This window comes from Peribacillus sp. FSL R5-0717, assembly GCF_038002945.1.
Lineage (GTDB): Bacteria > Bacillota > Bacilli > Bacillales > DSM-1321 > Peribacillus > Peribacillus frigoritolerans.
Map to the genome: position 1 here is coordinate 3,851,534 of NZ_JBBOOF010000001.1, position 17,541 is coordinate 3,869,074.

Genomic DNA, 17,541 nt, shown 5'->3' on the forward strand with positions numbered 1-17,541 from the left:
GGTGTTCGAGATGCCTGCGGGAAAAGAGCGTCCAAGCGAGTGCCCTACGTTCCAATCGACGGTCAATTTTTAAAAACTTAAAAAGACGTCTGCTCAGAGAACAGACGCTTTTTAATTCAGCTGAATTTCCTGTATGTTCCTAATTTTTCTGACATGAAAGATAGGAACCTGGTAATAATAACAGGGAAAGCATGTAAAGGGGTGAAATCTATGGGGCAAAATCGTCAATTTAAGCCAGGTCAGAAGGCACCGAATAATGGGACCTACGTAGAAATCGGTGAAACGGGCAGCACGGTAGTGAATCCGAAAATGGTAAAGCTGGATGCAGGGGATTCTTTTCCTGAAACATCCAATCATAATCGGATATGGACCTATAAGCGGAAGCCATGAAACATCAAAAAGCAGGAAAAAGGAATGGTCGCCATCCTTCTTCCTGCTTTTTTTCTATTCAGCGGAATAACCGAATATATTCGAGATTTCCAAACAGCTTTTCCTTAAATAGACACTTAAAGGATCTTCATAATGATCAGGAATGTTTTCGGTGAACCCAACGGCAGTGATTGCTCCCAACAATTCCGAATTATAATTAAAAACCGGAATGGACATGGAGGAAACGGATGGTACAAGTGGCTCTTTGGCAAAAGCTATTTTGTATGTCCGAATTTCATCATATTCATTCGTTTCATTAAGGAACGAGCCCGTAACATTACGATCTTTTTCAATCCATTCCGCCGTCAAGGAAGGATCCTGAAATACAGTGAATACCTTTCCGGAAGAGGATGATGGCGGAAGTCGCGTACCTAACTGTGCCCCTATGTTTAAGTTTTGATTGGAATTCCATATTTTTGCAGTGATTGGTCCATCATATGTCCAAACGGAAAAAAGGACCGTGCAGGAAGTATGGTGACTGATTTCCTGTAAATAAGGAGTTATTCTGCTCGTTACATCCTCATTTCCTATCGCTGCCATTCCGTATTGAATCAATTTGCTCCCAAGGTGATACATACCGGTTGTCTTATCGCGATATAGTAACTCCAGTTGAGTCAAAGTATTCAAATATTTATAGAGGTTACTTTTCGTTATCTCCGTTAATTCCTGAATATCAGAGAATCTTAAAGGAGTTCTTTGGGAAGCAAGTAAATCTATGATGCTCATCCCTATTTGTAATGATTGAATCGTCGAACCGGATTTTACGATTTCCATAAATCAATCTCCCTAATCTGTTTTAATTTAGGTCTAGTATATCAGAATATGTAAAATATACATGAAATTCAGCAGAAAAAACCGCCGGATGCTTGAAGCTATCAATATACGTTCCTATTAAATGAATAACGAACTTTTTGATTCCGCAGTACTGATAATGGTGTAGATGATAACATTTGCACAAAAATTTGCAATACTTTCTTGACAATATTCCGAAAATTGAGTTATCATTTATATAAATAGTGAACAATGTTATCTATAAGTGAAATGGATAAGGTGTGTACGTCATTCAAATTCTGGTTTGCGAAGCAAATCCAGCAGAATTAGGATGTTGGCATCAAAAAGAGGTTTTAAAAAAATCCAGATTAATAAAGGAGAATGAATATGAAATTAGTAACGTTCAGCAGTCAAGGATTTAAACGCATCGGTGCAATTTACCCGGAAAATGTAGTCGTTGACTTGAACTATGCCTATCAAGCGCTTCTTGAAAGCGAAGGGAAACTTCGCAGTGAACAAATTGCTGACGCTTATGTCCCTGCAACAATGGAGGAGTTTTTACAGGGAGGGGATGAAAGCCTTTCCATCGCGCAAAAGGCTGCGGACTACGCTATTAACAATCGTGATTCCTTCAGACATAAATTGGTACATGAAATTGAAAATATTAAGCTTGAGGCCCCTGTCCAAAAGCCAAGCAAAATTATTTGTGTCGGTCATAATTACCGTGAACACATTGCTGAAATGGGCCGTGAACTGCCGCCATTCCCTGTAGTATTCGCAAAGTTCGCCAATACAGTTATCGGTCCCCAGGATGATATACCGTTTTTCCCAATCTCGGAACAACTGGATTATGAAGCGGAATTCGCTTTTGTTGTCGGACAAAGGGCACGTAATGTTTCAAAAGAAGATGCTCTTGATTATGTAGCTGGTTATACAATTGCTAATGATGTCACTTACCGTGATATCCAACGGCGTACACTTGAGTGGCTACAAGGGAAAACGGTTGAAGGAAGTGCTCCGATAGGGCCTTGGTTAGTCACTTCCGATGAACTGTCCGATCCATCGGGCTTGAATGTCCGATTAACGGTAAATGGTGAAGAACGCCAAAAAACGAATACATCCAACTTCGTATTCGATGTGAAGTATCTAGTTGAATTCTTATCGAACTTAATGACTCTTGAACCAGGTGACATCGTACTAACAGGAACACCGGGTGGGGTAGGAGTAGCCCGTGATCCACAAGTGTTCTTGAAAGATGGTGACGTTGTCAAAATCGAAATCGACAAAATAGGTTATCTTGAAAACCGTGTGAGACGTGTCGGGGAGGGAGAATAAAATGGCTTATCAGGAAATCGGGACATCAATCCAATCAGTGCAACAATCCATCGACCATATTCTTAAGACAACGGCAAACCTACCGGAAGAAACGATCCGATTTAAACCGGCAGAGGATGAATGGTCAATCATGCAGATACTTTCCCATTTAGCTGAAGCCATTCCTTATTGGTTAGGTGAAGTGGAAACTGTAATAGCGGTGCCTGGAGCCGAATGGGGGCGTGGATTGCAAGATCCAGCCCGATTGGCGGCGGTTACCGATACTGACAAACTTGCTGTGGATGATGTCATGAAGCAAGTGGAGGAGCTTAAATATAAAGTCGAGAGCGGTCTCGGGAATTTAGATGAAGAAACACTATCCAAAGAATCGCCACACCGGAATTTCGCTAAATTCGGAAACAAACCAGTTTCTTATATAGTCGATCACTTCATCGATGAGCATGTTTCAGGACATTCTGATCAAATTAAGCGAAATCTTTCTAAAATCCAGTGAGGCAAGATAAAAAAGAAAGTAGGGATTAATATGGCTGAAAAATCGGAATACATGAATAGTACAATCGTAAAAGATTTTACAAAGGATATTCAGCAGTATAACCTTGGGCCGCTGTGGGAAGCCATTCCCGCTCTGATGGACCATGAACCTAAACCTCATGCGCATGCTTATTTATGGAAAGAAGAGCTTTTGACAAAAAAATTGATGGAAGCGGCTGAAATCTTCACACCTGACCGAGGCGGGGAGCGCAGGGCGATTTATTTTCAAAACCCTGGCCTTACTTATCGCCAGCCTTGGGGATGGGCTTCGACAACACAAACGCTTTATGCAGCGGTCCAGCTACTGTTGCCAGGTGAAGTGGCCCCTTCCCACCGTCATTCCCAAAGTGCACTTCGTTTCATTACGGATGGTGAAGGTGCCTACTCCATCGTGCAGGGAGAAAGGATCTTCATGGAAGAAGGCGATTTTTTGATCACGCCTAAAAACTTATGGCATGGTCATGGCCATGTTGGAGAAAAACCAATGATTTGGATGGATGCCCTTGATATCCCAACCATCTATTCCATAGGCGGCACTTTCTTTGAACCATATCCAGATCGGATTGAAACGCCTAAGCGGCCGGATAATTTTTCAGAGCTCCGTTATCAAGGCGGAATGGTTCGTCCAGTATCCGACCGTTATTCACAAGTGGCACCGCTTGCCAACTACAAGTGGAAAGGCACCAAAGCAGCGATAGAAGGATTGATGAATTTCGAACCGGATCCATATGAAGGTTTTGCCGTGGAATATATCAATCCATCAAATGGCCAGACGGCCAATCCGACGATGGGGGCATGGATGCAGAAACTTCCTAAGGGTTTCCATACGAAAGCCCATCGCCATACCCATTCCACGATTTATCAAGTGCACCAAGGATCAGGATATACGGTCATTAATGGAGTGCGTTTTGACTGGTCCAAGGGCGATTATTTCGTCGTTCCGAATTGGGCATGGCATGAGCACGTTGCAGAAGCGGATTCTTACTTATTCTCGGTAAACGACCTACCAATAATGGAAAGTTTCGATTTGGAACAGCAACAAGCATTAGACACAAACAATGGGTACCAAAAGGTTGAAAGTGAATTCAAGCCTGTTTTGGTTTGAAAATAATCGGTTTGGAATCTTCAGCTAAGATACAAGTGAATAGATGAATGCCATTCGAATGAAAACGCTTACCGTGGTAGTGGTCCGCAACTTTGGCTAAAAGCAACTAATATAGGGGGAATTGATGATGAACACAGAAAAAAAACCATTCATCGTTATCGGTGGGGGAATTGGCGGATTGGCAACTGCTTTAGGAATCGCAGAAACAAAACAGTATGTAAAAGTCCTAGAACAAGCTCCCGAATTTGGGGAAATTGGTGCAGGGATTCAGCTTGCAGCAAATGCCACCAACGTATTGCAGCGTTTAGGTGTCATGGATAAAATCAATGATATTGCAGTATTTCCAAAAAGATTGGTGCTGATGGACGCTTTTTCCGGAAAAGAGCTTTCCGCTTTGGATTTAGGTGATGTTTATAAAGAAAGATATGGAGCTCCGTATGTTGTTTTGCATCGTTCCGATTTGCATAAAGTATTGGCTGAAGCCTGTGGAAAGAACCCGTATATCGAACTGGTCACGAATCAAACCATTATTGAGACAGTAGAGTATGAAGGTGAAGTGACGGTTACTTCTGCCAACGGGTCCCAACATTCAGGAACTGCTGTCATTGGAGCCGATGGATTATGGTCCAAGGCACGGAAACTTTTTGTGGAAGATCAGCCGGTTTGCTCTCAATATGTTGCATACAGGGGAGCGATCCCGATGGAGGAGGTTACGAGCCATGGGGATTTAGATGATGTATACATGTGGATTGGGCCAGACCTTCATCTTGTTCAATATCCGGTTAGAAGGGGAGAACTTTATAACCAAGTAGTGGTTTTCAAAAGTTCTCAATATACGGAAGAAAACGAAAAAACAGATCAATGGGGAACACCGGAAGAAATGGACCGTGTATTTGCCGGAACTTGTGAGCTTGTTCAGAATGCGATTTCATTCATTCAAAGACAACGCCGTTGGCCGATGTATGACCGTTTACCAATTGATAATTGGACAAAAGGAAGAATTACGCTTATGGGCGATGCGGCACATCCGATGCTTCAATACTTGGCACAAGGCGCTTGCCAGGCTTTAGAAGATGCAGCTTATTTGTCTGATATGCTCCATAAGCATGGGAATGACATTGAACAGGCATTTTTGGAATACCAGGAGGAACGCATTCCACGTACGGCTAATGTTCAAACGAGTGCAAGAATGTGGGGGGAAATCATCCACAATACGACCGATGCAGGCATTCTGCTCCGAGATACGATCCTTGCAGGTCGGACGGATAGGGATTTCCAATTCGTCGATGAATTTCATGGTTACAATAAAACGGCCGTGAAAGCATAAACCATTTTATTTCATCCATAAAGGAATGTATCCATGTTACAAATGGTTCTGCCTTTCTTCTATATGAAGAAAGGCTCAGTTAGTAGACAAAAGGGGTTCAGAATTAAAAAATTCCGAACCCCTTTTAAATTCCCTTCTAATTTTGACCAAAGGATAAGAGATTTGGGCTCTCGAGCCATTATGATAAGCCATTTTAGGACCTTTCCATGTCCAAGTGGATCATCTGCGTCATCATCAAGATGTAAAACCTATATATGCGAAACGTAAAGAAACGATTGAGCGTGTATTCGCAGATGCAAAAGAAAAGCATGGTATGCGTTGACTACTTTAAGGGGACCCTGAAAAATTGTCGATGCAAGCGATGCTTAATTTCGCTGCCATTAATTTAAAGAAGATGGATCCTCATCACCTCAAGTTTTAATAGTTCTATTTTAAAACAAAAAAGACTGTAGGCAAAAGGAGTTCTATCTGAAATTTTAAACATAGTTGATTGGAGCGGGTGTGCGAGACTCCTGCGGGAATAACGAGTCCAAGGGAGACCCCACAGGCGCAAGTGCGCCGAGGAGGCTCCCGGACCACCCGCGGAAAGCGAGTGCCCTACGTTCCAATCAACGTCCAAATTTGTACAGTCTGAGCCTTTCTTCTATATGAAGAAAGGCTTTTTCCGTTTATTTTCCAAACTACTGCATTTCTTATAACTTTCCTTTACATGGGGAGAATTAGAAGTATAATAAAAATATAAAGGTCAAAATTGGTCAAACCAATTTGGGATTCGTTCATGATATAGATGAATGGGAGGTTTCAAGATGGATATTAATAAAATGACGGAGAGAACCCAACAGGCATTCACTGGCGGTCAGGAACTAGCCAATGAAAGAGGGAATCCCGAGCTGACGGAGCTTCATTTATTAAAGGCCTTAATGGAGCAGGATGAAAGTTTATTAATCAGGATTTTATCGGAATCTGGTAAATCGGTGAATCTATTTGATATAGAGCTGAATAAGGAATTGGATAGATTACCGGAAGTGAGCGGGGGTGTTTCCCAGGTTTACATGTCATCCTCCCTACAGCAAATTCTGACGGCTGCCGAAAAGGAAATGCAGATGTGGGAGGATGAATACTTATCTGTCGAACATATACTGCTTGCGTCTTTGCAAGTCAATAGAACGAATGTAAACAGGCTATTTTCATCATATGGAATTGATTATGATAAAGCAAAACGGGTTATAAGCGATATAAGGGGGAATCAGCGAGTGACTAGTCAAAATCCAGAAAGCACTTATGAAGTACTGAAAAAATACGGCAGAGATCTCGTTGCTGAGGTTAAATCGGGTAAGGTCGATCCAGTAATCGGTCGAGATACGGAAATCCGTAACGTCATCCGGATTCTTTCACGGAAAACGAAAAATAATCCTGTATTAATAGGAGAACCTGGAGTAGGTAAAACAGCGATTGTCGAGGGGTTGGCTCAAAGGATCGTCAGGAAGGATGTGCCGGAAGGTTTAAAGGATAAGACCGTTTTTTCACTCGATATGAGTGCACTTGTCGCAGGGGCCAAATTCCGGGGTGAATTTGAGGAACGCCTAAAAGCGGTGTTGAATGAGATCAAGAAGAGTGATGGGAAAATTCTCTTATTCATTGATGAATTGCATACAATTGTCGGTGCAGGAAGAACAGATGGCGCCCTTGATGCCGGAAATATGTTAAAGCCGATGCTTGCGCGCGGTGAGCTGCATTGTATCGGTGCAACGACCCTTGATGAATATCGGCAATATATTGAAAAGGATCCGGCTTTGGAACGCCGTTTCCAACAGGTTCTGGTTCCTGAACCGGATGTTGAAGATACGATTTCAATTTTGCGGGGATTAAAGGAACGGTTTGAAATTCATCATGGCGTCAGGATACATGATCGGGCAATCGTTGCAGCCTCTGTCCTTTCGAACCGATATATAACGGAGCGATTTTTACCGGATAAAGCGATCGATCTAGTGGATGAAGCTTGTGCGATGATCCGCATGGAAATCGACTCCATGCCATCCGAGTTGGATGAAATCACGAGAAAAGTCATGCAACTTGAAATTGAAGAAGCGGCCCTGAAAAATGAAGACGACCCTCAAAGCAAAGCAAGGCTGGAAGGGCTTCAAAAAGAACTATCAGAACTTCAGGATCAAGCGAATAGCATGAAATCCAAGTGGCAAATGGAGAAATCAGCGCTTCAAAAGGTGCAGGACAAACGTGAAGAGCTTGAGAAACTGCGTCATGAACTGGAACAGGCAGAGAATGACTATGACCTTAACCGGGCAGCTGAACTTCGGCATGGAAGGATTCCGCAGCTTCAAAAAGAATTGGAAGCAATGGAAGACGAATTGGAAAAGGAAAAACAGGAATCACGATTGCTTCGCCAGGAAGTGACGGAGGAGGAAATTGCCTCGATTGTGGCAAGGTGGACAGGGATTCCGGTAAGCAAGCTGGTGGAAAGTGAAAGGGAGAAGCTGCTTCGCCTATCAGATATCCTGCATGAACGTGTAATCGGTCAAGGAGAAGCGGTGGAACTCGTATCCGATGCTGTTTTAAGAGCAAGGGCTGGAATAAAAGATCCAAACAGACCAATCGGTTCATTCATTTTTCTTGGGCCGACTGGTGTCGGTAAAACCGAATTGGTAAAAGCTTTGGCAGAAACATTATTCGATAGTGAGGAACATATGATTCGAATTGATATGTCGGAATATATGGAGAAACATTCCGTGTCCCGACTTGTTGGTGCACCTCCCGGTTATGTTGGATTTGAGGAAGGCGGCCAGCTTACGGAGGCTGTTAGGAGAAACCCCTACTCAGTCATATTATTGGACGAAATTGAAAAGGCGCATCCGGAAGTCTTCAATATTTTACTGCAAATGTTGGATGATGGAAGAATAACAGACTCCCAAGGCAGAACAATCAACTGTAAAAATACGGTGATCATCATGACTTCCAATATCGGTTCCCATTTCTTATTGCAATCCAACCGGGTGGATGGTGGCATTGAAGAAGAAATAAAAGATCAGGTCTTTAAAGAATTAAGAGGGCATTTCCGTCCGGAATTTTTGAATCGAGTTGATGATATTGTTTTATTCAAACCTCTGACAAAACAAGAAATCGTTGAAATCGTAGATAAAATGGTTCATCAATTACAAGTGAGGTTAACTGAACAAAATATAGTCCTCAACGTCACAAAAGCGGCTAAGGAATTCATTGCGGACCAGGGATATGATCCGGTATATGGAGCAAGACCGCTGAAGCGATTCATCCAAAAGCATCTCGAAACGAAAATCGCCCGTAAAATCATAGCTGGGACTGTTGAGCTTAAAGAAGGAATCACGATTGATTATAATCATGATGAATTGGTCCTCATATAAAAACGTCGCCATGCAGTTTACCCGTAAGCAAAGTATGGTATAACAAAAAGGACATCCTAAAAAGGATGTCCTCTTTTGCTTCTTAATGTTGATGGGAGTCTTTAGCTGGCCCAGCAGGCAAGATAGCAGGGATGATAAGAATCAGGATAGCAGCAGCCAATCCTAAAATCGTTCCCTGCGCAGCATCGTATGAAACTCCGATCATGGAAGAAACAACATATACAGTCATATGCACTAATAAGAATGTCCAAAAAATTGTCCAAGCATAACGCATCGAATTTCACCTCATTCCACTACATTCATTTTTATCTTACCATAATTAATATACAGTTAAAACGTGTTTTTAATAATAACCTTTAAATTATTCAATACATTAAATCATAAGAGAATTTTTTTGGGCATACAAGTTGGTTCAAAACTTCAAAAAGGAAATTATAGGGGAAAATAAAAACAAAAATCGTCCCTGCTTGCTTAATTTAAGATAAGAAGTTAGGCGTTTCCACTGACCCTTTCTATTTTTCGTCATAAATTAATATAGTAGTAATATTCCATAAAGGAGTTAGAACGATGGAACAACGAACTTTTCAAATTGATGACCAGTGGAATATCATCTATTATCCAGAGCGGCCCAGTGGTTTTTCCGTAATGGTAATTGGAGACCGTAGTCATTTTGTCGAAAAAGACAGCAGCTTTTGGCTGCAGCATCCTGGGAGGCTGCAGATATTGGAATATTTAAAGGAATACGGATACACGCTGTTTTCATCCAATTTTCACGGAGCCAACTGGGGCAGTCCTAAAGCACTGGACCTTTCCCTTAACCTATATATTCTTTTCATGAAAAAAGAAATAGTCAATCAAAGGGTTCATATATTGGCAGAGGGGACAGGCGCACTACTTGCCCTAAAGCTAATGAATGAACTTGGAAATAAAATTCGGTCTGTCGTATTGATTGATCCGGTTTTTTCCTTGAAAGCACAATTGGAGAAAGAAAAGGAAAATAAGTTCTTCTATAAAAAGTGGCTGTCCGAGGTTGCTGCTGCATATGAGCTTGAACCTGCGGAATGTGAGCAGCATATCCTGGACACTGAAGATTCAGTAATCGCAGAGAATATCCCCATGAAAGTGATTCAGGTTTTTGGAAGCTTACGGAAAGAGCAAGCCTCCCTTTATCGGCAAATCCAGCTGGCAAGAAAAGCAGACCTGCAGCTGACGTATATATTGCCCGAAAAACGTTATAAAATCCCCTATCAAATACAAAAGTTTTTCAATGAGAATGAAGAGATTTTATGAGAAGAGATATATTTTTACAATAGTTTGCATACGATACAGCATCTAAAAAAACTAGACGTGCCAGGTGAAGTGGGCTTGATGGCATACGAGGAGGCTGTATTTATGCAAACAAACATTGTCATTGGCACTTATCGATTTGTGGGATTCTATGTGACTCAATATTTTTTGAACCAAGGGAAAGAAGTAATTGGAATCGATTGGGATGATTCCGAAGCAAATCAATATATTATGGAAGAAAAAGAACTTGAAATAGGAAGGAATTCAAATTTTATATACTTTCCGATAAATAAACTTAAATTATTGGATATTTCACAGGAGGACACGGTGTTCATCTCTTGCTACGATATTCAAAGCGGCAAAATGGGGAAAATCGATTTTCTGATAGGCGAAATCGTTTCCTTCATTGAGAAATTCAAAAATGGCAAGAATGAAACGCCCAATTTCGTTCTTTTCATGCCCATTGAAAAAGATGTCAGTATTTATCATTCCATATTAAGCTCGATTCGTGAAATCGATTCCGCAAAAATCATATTTTTACCGACGATTTATGGACCATGGCAATCGGAAGGCATGAGCTTTGAAGCTGGAATCAATCAGCTTGGGCAGTCTGATATCAAAGCGGCAATTGCTGCCGAATATACCTTTGATGCTCTCTATATCACTGATTTTGTTAATGCTTTGGAAGCGGTGCTAACCTCAGGTTCCGATAGGGACATCCAATTGTGCAGCTCTATTGATGATCATTGGAATGAATGTGCCAAGCTAATATTTGATGAAAGCATGGATTCATTCACTCCCCAACAATCAACAACTAAAATCAATAAAGGAACAATATTTGAAGTGCAATGCAAAATGGAACCGGAAGAAGGCATTGCATTACAAAAAAAACATAATAAACGATTAAACTTACTTAAAAAGTGGAGAAAGCGTGATTAAAAAAATATTTTCGTTATTTGAGAAGAACAAAACGGTATATTTGCCTCTAATCTATATGTCTTGTACTATAATGTACAAGGATAGGAAGAACATCAAAAGATATCCATGATTTTATATGTGCGCCCTTTACGAAAGGGTTCTGTGGAATTATGATATTATTGAGCTTTATTTTGGCGTCACAAATCAATTGATGAATATTCAAAAGATAGGGGGGAAACGCGAATGAGTTCAGATAAAACTCTTGAATTTATGGGAATCGCCATGAAATACTTCCCAGAGGCAAAAGCGAAGCTTGAGGCAAGCGGGATTCCATTTTCAATGGAGATGGCAGAGCCATTCATGGAGCTCTTTAAAAGCGTAATGCAAGAAGCTTATGAGCTTGGCAAACAAGATGCTCAGCGTTAATTAAAGGCAGGCTGTCCCGATAAAGGGCAGCCTTAATTTTTTTATTCTTTTTTCAAGAACTTGGCAATCAATGGATCCAGATTGATTTTATCAATGGTCGGTTTGTATTGACTGTACAAGCCCATCAATGTTTCAACGCTCGCCATCAATTGCAAGTAATCAACCTTCGATTCCTCTCGCTCTGGTTCGGGTTTCCTGCCAAACATCAAATTCGAAAAATGATCATCCGGGTTTCTTTCGCGGTTGCGATTGAAAATGTCCACAATGAGTCCTCCTTTACTCCTTTTATTTATAATGTATGTCCCTGAATTTCCCCTGGCATAGGCGCTTGACCGACTTCCGAAAGAGATTTCTTTAGCCTTTCAAATTGTTAACTCTTGCAAGGAAGTCTTTTTTTATATAAAATTAGTACCAGGTAATAATAGATGATTATAATAACTCATTAAAATATAAGGGGATGGCAAGATGAATGCTGGAATACTAGGGCTTGGCCGCTACTTACCCGACAAAATCGTTACAAATGCGGATTTAGAAAAAATTATGGACACTTCTGACGAGTGGATCCGGACCAGGACGGGTATCGAGGAAAGAAGAATTGCAAATGATGATATTGATACATCAGATATGGCTTATGAAGCCGCAAAGGCTGCATTGAAAAATGCGGAAATTTCGGCTGAAGAGATAGATATGATTCTTGTGGCTACCGTTACACCTGATCAGTCGTTTCCTTCTGTCGCTTGCATGATTCAAGAGAAATTGGGAGCGATGAAGGCAGCTGCAATGGATGTAAGTGCGGCATGTGCCGGATTTATGTATGCAATGATCACGGCACAGCAATTTATTAAGACAGGTGCATATAAGCATGTGTTGATTGTCGGTGTTGAAAAACTTTCGAAAGTAACCAATTGGGAAGACCGTAATACTGCTGTCCTTTTTGGTGACGGAGCGGGTGCAGCTGTACTTGGACCTGTATCTGATGGCAAAGGGGTCCTTTCCTTTGAATTAGGCGCAGATGGAACTGGCGGGAAGCACTTATTACAGGAAGGAGATTTCATTCATATGAATGGACGTGAAGTATTTAAATTTGCTGTCCGTCAGATGGGGGAATCCAGCCTGGGTGTATTGGACAAAGCTGGTTTGACAAAGGAAGATGTGGATCTGCTTGTTCCGCATCAAGCAAACATACGCATAATGGAAGCCTCAAGGGAACGCCTGGGTCTCCCGCTTGAGAAAATGACAAAAACGGTTCATAAATATGGAAATACTTCATCAGCGTCCATTCCAATGGCCCTTGTGGAAGAAATGGAAGCTGGAAGAATCAAGGACAATGACTTAATCGTCATGGTCGGTTTTGGTGGTGGCCTTACATGGGGAGCGATCGCTCTTAGGTGGGGTAAATAAAAGAAGATACTAATCGTAAGAGCTTTAAAAATAGGAAGGAGCCATTTTCAATGACTAATCGTCGTGTAGTTGTAACAGGTATTGGAGCAATCTCTCCAGTTGGTAATGATGCAGAAACTGGATGGAAGAATATAATCGAGGGGAAATCGGGAATAGGGCCTTTAACTCGTTTGAATGCTGAAGAATTTCCCGTTAAAGTGGCTGCTGAAATCAAGGACTTTGATATAGAAACATATATAAATCGTAAAGAAGCTCGCAAAATGGACCGTTTTACGCATTATGCAATTGCAGCTTCCGTTATGGCATATAATGATAGCAAGCTGGAAATAACCGATGAAAATGCTGCACGTGTCGGGGTCTGGATCGGTTCGGGTATCGGCGGGCTGGAGACACTTGAAACACAGCATGAAAACTTTTTAAACAGGGGATATAAACGGGTTAGCCCATTTTTCGTTCCAATGATGATACCGGACATGGCAGCCGGCCAGGTTTCTATCTTACTGGGTGCAAAAGGAATCAATTCATGTACGGTAACAGCCTGTGCTACAGGAACAAACTCAATTGGTGATGCGTTTAAAGCCATTCAACGGGGCGATGCCGATGTCATGATTACAGGCGGGGCCGAAGCGCCAATCACAAAAATGTCGGTTGCAGGCTTCTGTGCAAATACGGCTTTATCGACAAATCCTGATCCACAAACCGCTAGCCGTCCTTTCGATCTTAACCGTGATGGTTTCGTAATAGGTGAAGGAGCTGGAATCATCGTTCTGGAAGACCTTGAACATGCATTGAATAGAGGAGCCAATATTTATGCTGAAATAGCTGGTTATGGCTCAACTGGAGATGCCTTCCATATTACCGCTCCGGCACCAGGTGGAGAAGGCGGTGCAAGAGCCATGAAAATTGCAATTGAGGATGCAGGTTTGAATCCGGAAGACATCCAATATGTGAATGCCCATGGAACGAGTACGCCTTACAATGACAAATACGAAACGATGGCAGTCAAAGAAGTCTTTGGCGACCATGCTAATAAACTTGCTATAAGTTCTACTAAATCAATGACAGGCCATATGTTAGGTGCAGCAGGCGGTGTGGAAGCAATATTCACGATTCAGGCAATCAGGGACAGCATTTTGCCTCCAACCATCAATATTGAAACACCAGACCCTGAGTGTGATTTGGACTATGTCCCGAATCAAGCAAGGAAGGGCGAAATCAATGCAGCCATCAGCAATTCACTTGGATTCGGTGGACATAACGCAACGATTCTTTTCAAGAAATATCAATAAGTTTTGAAGGAAGAGCAGATCTTTTTGGGATCTGCTCTTTTTTAGGTTGAAAGGAAAAGGGATATATTGTGTCATCCGCCTTCATTAAATCATACGATAGTCAATAGAAGCGGAGGTGTATGGGGAAATGGGAGTCATTTCAACCAATGAATGGATGAGGAAGGATTTCAACCGGCCGATCCAGATGATGGAAAGACTTAAAAGCAATTTCAACGATACCCTTGATGCTGAAATGATGTATCATCATTTATTGAAGCATGGCATGTATTCGCCGAATCAAAAAACAAAAATCACATGGGAAGACTTACAGGAAAACGATGTATGGGAAAAAACACAAAGCTTGTTTACAGCTTATAAGAAGCTATGGGGAGGGCCTGATGTTCCCATATATATTTTCCCGCTCATGTCTACAGGGATATGGAATAAAAAAGTTGAAACGAAGTCAGGGTTGGCCTTTAAAGATAAACTATTCCTTTTTTACGGAAAGGGGATAGCCGAAAAGGAAATGGAGGCCCTGTTGATTCATGAATACCATCATGTTTGCCGTCTGCATCATTTGAAAAAGGACCAAAAAGAATTCACTCTCCTTGATACGATGATCATGGAAGGACTAGCGGAAAGAACGGTGGGGAAATATTTAGGAACAAAATATTTAGCGAATTGGACTAAGTTATATCAGGAAGATAAACTACGAGAATATTGGAGAAAGCATTTAGAGGAAAAGCACACAATAAAACGTACAGATCCTCTTCATGATGTACTTCTGCTTGGGACAAAAGGATATCCATATATGCTTGGATACTGTAGTGGCTATTACCTGGTGAAAAATTTTGAAAAACTCTCCGTGAAAAGATCATTCATTATTCAATCTGAAGAATTCTTATCAAAATAGAGCTAAAATATACGTTCTTTTTTTCTTAATCTGTTTTCTAGAATAGGAATAAATTGTATGGTTCCTGCCTATACTGATTGACAAACAGAAATTTGTTTAAGTGAGGGATGAATGATGCTATATCTTCATGATGTATGGGTTAACTGGTTTGAAGGAGAAGAAAACGGCTATAATATTTGTCATTTTCATGAATGGAGGAAAGATGACGGGATCGAACTACTAGATCAAGTTCCTTTGTTGAAAGTGTCATCAACATTGTTCCACTACATAGAAAACGACTTGTCAGAATTACCTAAGCCATTGCTGAATGATGTTTATCAAAAAGCATATGCAAGGAAAAATCATGAGCGAATTCAGCTTGACTATTGTTTTATCGTGACTGACGGAAATGGAATTTTAGCTGTTGATACGATAGGTTATCATATTCCGATTAGGAAAAGCAGAATAATTCCCCGGCAGGAACAAATTGTTTATGACATGATAGAAAACCATGATGAGATGGATTACACCTTTACTGAAAAACCTACATCTGAGAAAGAATATCATATTTTGTCGCCGTCTCCCTTATTCATGAACGGTTTGACAAGAAAAGAAAGACAGCTTAAGCAATTGTTATTCATGGCCATGGACCAATTATTCACGGCGAAAAACACTGCTGAAATCCGCTATTGGTACACAGAATGGGCCCCTGAGAAATATGAAAGCATTCAAGAAATGGATTTTCAGATAGCATGGCTTGAGTTATATGAAGAAATGAAGGAAGGCTGGTCAGAGAAGCACCTTCAACTTTGTGAAAACCTTGTGAAGGGGCAGCCTTTTTTTGAAAAGCTTTGGCAAGTGGAGGCTGGCGATAGCCCATCGATTTTATGAACAAAAAAGACGATCCGTTGAGGATAAGTCTCAGACTGTAGACAGACTTGATGAAAATCGAATCTGTCTACAGTTTTTTATGTACAATTTGAAAATTTGCCTGAGCCCGCGGAGTGACATATTTGGCAAGAATGTGAGAAAGAATCACGAGAGGTCAACTTCTCCAAACAAACAAAAGGTTTCGGAATGATACCATTCCGAAACCTTTTGTTTACACACTGAGACGATTCGTTGAGAATCGTCTTCTTTTATCTCTTTCTGCCAAGTCCCATCCCATTATACATTTTTCTGATCATTTTATTGGCTTCAATATTCGCCTTTTCTGCACCGCGGTCCAGAATTTCATCCAATTCAGGTGAATCGATCAATGCATTATAGCGTTCTTGGATTGGGAGGATTTCTCCAAGAACCACCTCAGCCAAATCACTTTTAAAGTCACCATAGCCTTTGCCCTCATACATCTCTTCAATTTCTGAATAGGTTTTTCCACTGAAAATGGAGTATATGGACATCAGGTTGGAAACACCTGCTTTGTTTTCCTTATCGTAACGGACAATTCCTTCCGAATCGGTAACTGCGCTCTTGATGTTTTTTTCGATTTGCTTCGGGTCATCCAATAAGGCAATCGTCGCCTTTTTATTAGGATCGGATTTGCTCATTTTCTTGGTTGGTTCCTGAAGGGACATGATACGGGCCCCTTCTGTAGGGAGGCTGATTTCCGGGATTTTAAATATGTCATTATGCTTTTTATTGAATCGTTCAGCCAGATCGCGTGTCAATTCAAGATGCTGTCTTTGATCTTCCCCGACAGGGACCACATCTGTACTATAAAGGAGAATATCAGCAGCCATTAGCGGCGGGTAAGTGAGCAATGCTGCGGATACCCCTTCTTTGCCAGCGGATTTGTCCTTGAATTGTGTCATTCTCTCAAGTTCCCCAATATAGGATATACTCTGTAAAATCCAGCCTGCCTGTGCATGCGCTGGTACTTCTGATTGAATGAAGATGGTATTCTTTTCAGGATCCAGGCCAATGGCCAGATATAAAGCAGCCAATGTTTTAATGTTTTTCCTTAACTTGATGCGGTCTTGTGGAACTGTAATTGCATGTTGGTCAACAATACAAAAGAAACATTCATATTCATTTTGTAAGTTAACGAATTGTTTCATGGCTCCGATGTAATTTCCTAAAGTAACGGAACCGGATGGCTGAATGCCGGAGAAAATCCTTTTCAACTGCTAGTCACTCCTCTAAATACGTTTATTGATAAATGGATATTCGCTCTTCATTATTGTAAGGATAGATAGAAAATGAATCCACATTCTTTGAAAGAAATGTGCATGTTCCTGTGTGGGGAAACGCTCATTTGAATCTTGTGGAGGGCCGTTTTGTCCTGTATCGATGCCATTCTGAGAATACGAAATGTCCACTATACTGTATTTTAGCATTTATTCATATTAAATGTATAATCGAAACGGAAATCAAGCCATTAGAAAGGATTTCCGTTTCTTTTTTGACATGGAAGAAATGAAGGGTTCGAGGAAAATCAAACCGTTTAACATATA

17 protein-coding genes and 1 pseudogene are annotated in these 17,541 nt (G+C 41.1%); 14 read left to right on the forward strand and 4 right to left on the reverse strand.

Annotated features, from left to right (window positions below; translation table 11 throughout):
• The first annotated feature begins 210 nt into the window (after positions 1-210).
• The gene (locus NYE65_RS18570) at positions 211-390 is read left to right on the forward strand and encodes a YjzC family protein (RefSeq protein WP_034314546.1); all 180 of its coding nucleotides are present in this window, start codon (positions 211-213) and stop codon (positions 388-390) included.
• A 54-nt stretch (positions 391-444) separates the two neighbouring features.
• Here the strand turns inward: NYE65_RS18570 and NYE65_RS18575 are convergent, their stop codons facing one another.
• A complete protein-coding gene (locus NYE65_RS18575; RefSeq protein WP_340861430.1) occupies positions 445-1,203 on the reverse strand; it encodes an IclR family transcriptional regulator in 759 nt (252 codons plus the stop codon).
• A 384-nt stretch (positions 1,204-1,587) separates the two neighbouring features.
• Here NYE65_RS18575 and NYE65_RS18580 point away from each other — a divergent pair, with 384 nt between their 5' ends.
• The 6 genes and pseudogenes from NYE65_RS18580 to clpB all read left to right on the forward strand — a co-directional run bounded on the left by NYE65_RS18580 (position 1,588) and on the right by clpB (position 8,893).
• Entirely contained in the window at positions 1,588-2,535 is a 948-nt protein-coding gene (locus NYE65_RS18580) for a fumarylacetoacetate hydrolase family protein (RefSeq protein ID WP_328176048.1), read from the forward strand.
• 1 nt (position 2,536) lies between these two features.
• The gene (locus NYE65_RS18585; protein WP_340861431.1) at positions 2,537-3,028 is read left to right on the forward strand and encodes a DinB family protein; all 492 of its coding nucleotides are present in this window, start codon (positions 2,537-2,539) and stop codon (positions 3,026-3,028) included.
• Positions 3,029-3,058: 30 nt separating this feature from the next.
• Complete coding sequence (locus tag NYE65_RS18590) at positions 3,059-4,171, forward strand: cupin domain-containing protein (protein WP_340861432.1); 1,113 nt, start codon at positions 3,059-3,061, stop codon at positions 4,169-4,171.
• A gap of 127 nt (positions 4,172-4,298) precedes the next feature.
• A complete protein-coding gene (locus NYE65_RS18595; RefSeq protein ID WP_340861433.1) occupies positions 4,299-5,498 on the forward strand; it encodes an FAD-dependent monooxygenase in 1,200 nt (399 codons plus the stop codon).
• A gap of 211 nt (positions 5,499-5,709) precedes the next feature.
• A pseudogene (locus NYE65_RS18600) lies at positions 5,710-5,919 on the forward strand (transposase); the annotation flags it as partial.
• A gap of 385 nt (positions 5,920-6,304) precedes the next feature.
• Positions 6,305-8,893 (forward strand): ATP-dependent chaperone ClpB, encoded by a 2,589-nt coding sequence (gene clpB / locus NYE65_RS18605; protein ID WP_328176044.1) that lies wholly within the window; start codon positions 6,305-6,307, stop codon positions 8,891-8,893.
• Positions 8,894-8,975: 82 nt separating this feature from the next.
• Here clpB and NYE65_RS18610 read toward each other — a convergent pair whose 3' ends face one another.
• The gene (locus tag NYE65_RS18610) at positions 8,976-9,167 is read right to left on the reverse strand and encodes a YjzD family protein (protein ID WP_034314532.1); all 192 of its coding nucleotides are present in this window, start codon (positions 9,165-9,167) and stop codon (positions 8,976-8,978) included.
• A 293-nt stretch (positions 9,168-9,460) separates the two neighbouring features.
• On the opposite strand from NYE65_RS18610, the gene NYE65_RS18615 reads away from it, so the two are divergent.
• The 3 genes from NYE65_RS18615 (at position 9,461) to NYE65_RS18625 (ending at position 11,524) form a co-directional block, all read left to right on the forward strand.
• Positions 9,461-10,183 carry an alpha/beta hydrolase gene (locus NYE65_RS18615; RefSeq protein ID WP_057275858.1) on the forward strand — a complete coding sequence of 241 codons (723 nt, stop codon included), beginning with the start codon at positions 9,461-9,463 and terminating at the stop codon, positions 10,181-10,183.
• A 102-nt stretch (positions 10,184-10,285) separates the two neighbouring features.
• Positions 10,286-11,119 carry a hypothetical protein gene (locus NYE65_RS18620; protein ID WP_328176043.1) on the forward strand — a complete coding sequence of 278 codons (834 nt, stop codon included), beginning with the start codon at positions 10,286-10,288 and terminating at the stop codon, positions 11,117-11,119.
• 222 nt (positions 11,120-11,341) lie between these two features.
• The gene (locus NYE65_RS18625; protein ID WP_034314525.1) at positions 11,342-11,524 is read left to right on the forward strand and encodes a ComZ family protein; all 183 of its coding nucleotides are present in this window, start codon (positions 11,342-11,344) and stop codon (positions 11,522-11,524) included.
• Between the two features lie 41 nt (positions 11,525-11,565).
• On the opposite strand, the gene NYE65_RS18630 is transcribed toward NYE65_RS18625, so the two are convergent.
• Positions 11,566-11,787, reverse strand: a complete 222-nt coding sequence (locus tag NYE65_RS18630) for a hypothetical protein (protein WP_340861434.1) — start codon at positions 11,785-11,787, stop codon at positions 11,566-11,568.
• A 202-nt stretch (positions 11,788-11,989) separates the two neighbouring features.
• Here NYE65_RS18630 and NYE65_RS18635 point away from each other — a divergent pair, with 202 nt between their 5' ends.
• The 4 genes from NYE65_RS18635 (at position 11,990) to NYE65_RS18650 (ending at position 15,976) form a co-directional block, all read left to right on the forward strand.
• Positions 11,990-12,925 carry a beta-ketoacyl-ACP synthase III gene (locus tag NYE65_RS18635; RefSeq protein WP_034314519.1) on the forward strand — a complete coding sequence of 312 codons (936 nt, stop codon included), beginning with the start codon at positions 11,990-11,992 and terminating at the stop codon, positions 12,923-12,925.
• A gap of 50 nt (positions 12,926-12,975) precedes the next feature.
• Complete coding sequence (gene fabF / locus NYE65_RS18640; RefSeq protein ID WP_034314517.1) at positions 12,976-14,214, forward strand: beta-ketoacyl-ACP synthase II; 1,239 nt, start codon at positions 12,976-12,978, stop codon at positions 14,212-14,214.
• Between the two features lie 127 nt (positions 14,215-14,341).
• Positions 14,342-15,106 carry a DUF2268 domain-containing protein gene (locus NYE65_RS18645; protein WP_328176042.1) on the forward strand — a complete coding sequence of 255 codons (765 nt, stop codon included), beginning with the start codon at positions 14,342-14,344 and terminating at the stop codon, positions 15,104-15,106.
• Positions 15,107-15,220: 114 nt separating this feature from the next.
• On the forward strand, positions 15,221-15,976 hold the full coding sequence (locus NYE65_RS18650) for a YjbA family protein (RefSeq protein ID WP_034314514.1): 756 nt from the start codon (positions 15,221-15,223) through the stop codon (positions 15,974-15,976).
• 248 nt (positions 15,977-16,224) lie between these two features.
• Here the strand turns inward: NYE65_RS18650 and trpS are convergent, their stop codons facing one another.
• Positions 16,225-17,211, reverse strand: coding sequence for a tryptophan--tRNA ligase (gene trpS / locus NYE65_RS18655; protein WP_328177465.1), 987 nt, complete (start codon positions 17,209-17,211; stop codon positions 16,225-16,227).
• Positions 17,212-17,541 lie beyond the last annotated feature (330 nt).

Coding starts and splice junctions, on each gene's coding strand:
- NYE65_RS18570 (WP_034314546.1), top strand. CDS start 211: ATGGGGCAAAATCGTCAATTTAAGCCAGGTCAGAAGGCACCGAATAAT.
- NYE65_RS18575 (WP_340861430.1), bottom strand. CDS start 1,203: ATGGAAATCGTAAAATCCGGTTCGACGATTCAATCATTACAAATAGGG.
- NYE65_RS18580 (WP_328176048.1), top strand. CDS start 1,588: ATGAAATTAGTAACGTTCAGCAGTCAAGGATTTAAACGCATCGGTGCA.
- NYE65_RS18585 (WP_340861431.1), top strand. CDS start 2,537: ATGGCTTATCAGGAAATCGGGACATCAATCCAATCAGTGCAACAATCC.
- NYE65_RS18590 (WP_340861432.1), top strand. CDS start 3,059: ATGGCTGAAAAATCGGAATACATGAATAGTACAATCGTAAAAGATTTT.
- NYE65_RS18595 (WP_340861433.1), top strand. CDS start 4,299: ATGAACACAGAAAAAAAACCATTCATCGTTATCGGTGGGGGAATTGGC.
- clpB (WP_328176044.1), top strand. CDS start 6,305: ATGGATATTAATAAAATGACGGAGAGAACCCAACAGGCATTCACTGGC.
- NYE65_RS18610 (WP_034314532.1), bottom strand. CDS start 9,167: ATGCGTTATGCTTGGACAATTTTTTGGACATTCTTATTAGTGCATATG.
- NYE65_RS18615 (WP_057275858.1), top strand. CDS start 9,461: ATGGAACAACGAACTTTTCAAATTGATGACCAGTGGAATATCATCTAT.
- NYE65_RS18620 (WP_328176043.1), top strand. CDS start 10,286: ATGCAAACAAACATTGTCATTGGCACTTATCGATTTGTGGGATTCTAT.
- NYE65_RS18625 (WP_034314525.1), top strand. CDS start 11,342: ATGAGTTCAGATAAAACTCTTGAATTTATGGGAATCGCCATGAAATAC.
- NYE65_RS18635 (WP_034314519.1), top strand. CDS start 11,990: ATGAATGCTGGAATACTAGGGCTTGGCCGCTACTTACCCGACAAAATC.
- fabF (WP_034314517.1), top strand. CDS start 12,976: ATGACTAATCGTCGTGTAGTTGTAACAGGTATTGGAGCAATCTCTCCA.
- NYE65_RS18645 (WP_328176042.1), top strand. CDS start 14,342: ATGGGAGTCATTTCAACCAATGAATGGATGAGGAAGGATTTCAACCGG.
- NYE65_RS18650 (WP_034314514.1), top strand. CDS start 15,221: ATGCTATATCTTCATGATGTATGGGTTAACTGGTTTGAAGGAGAAGAA.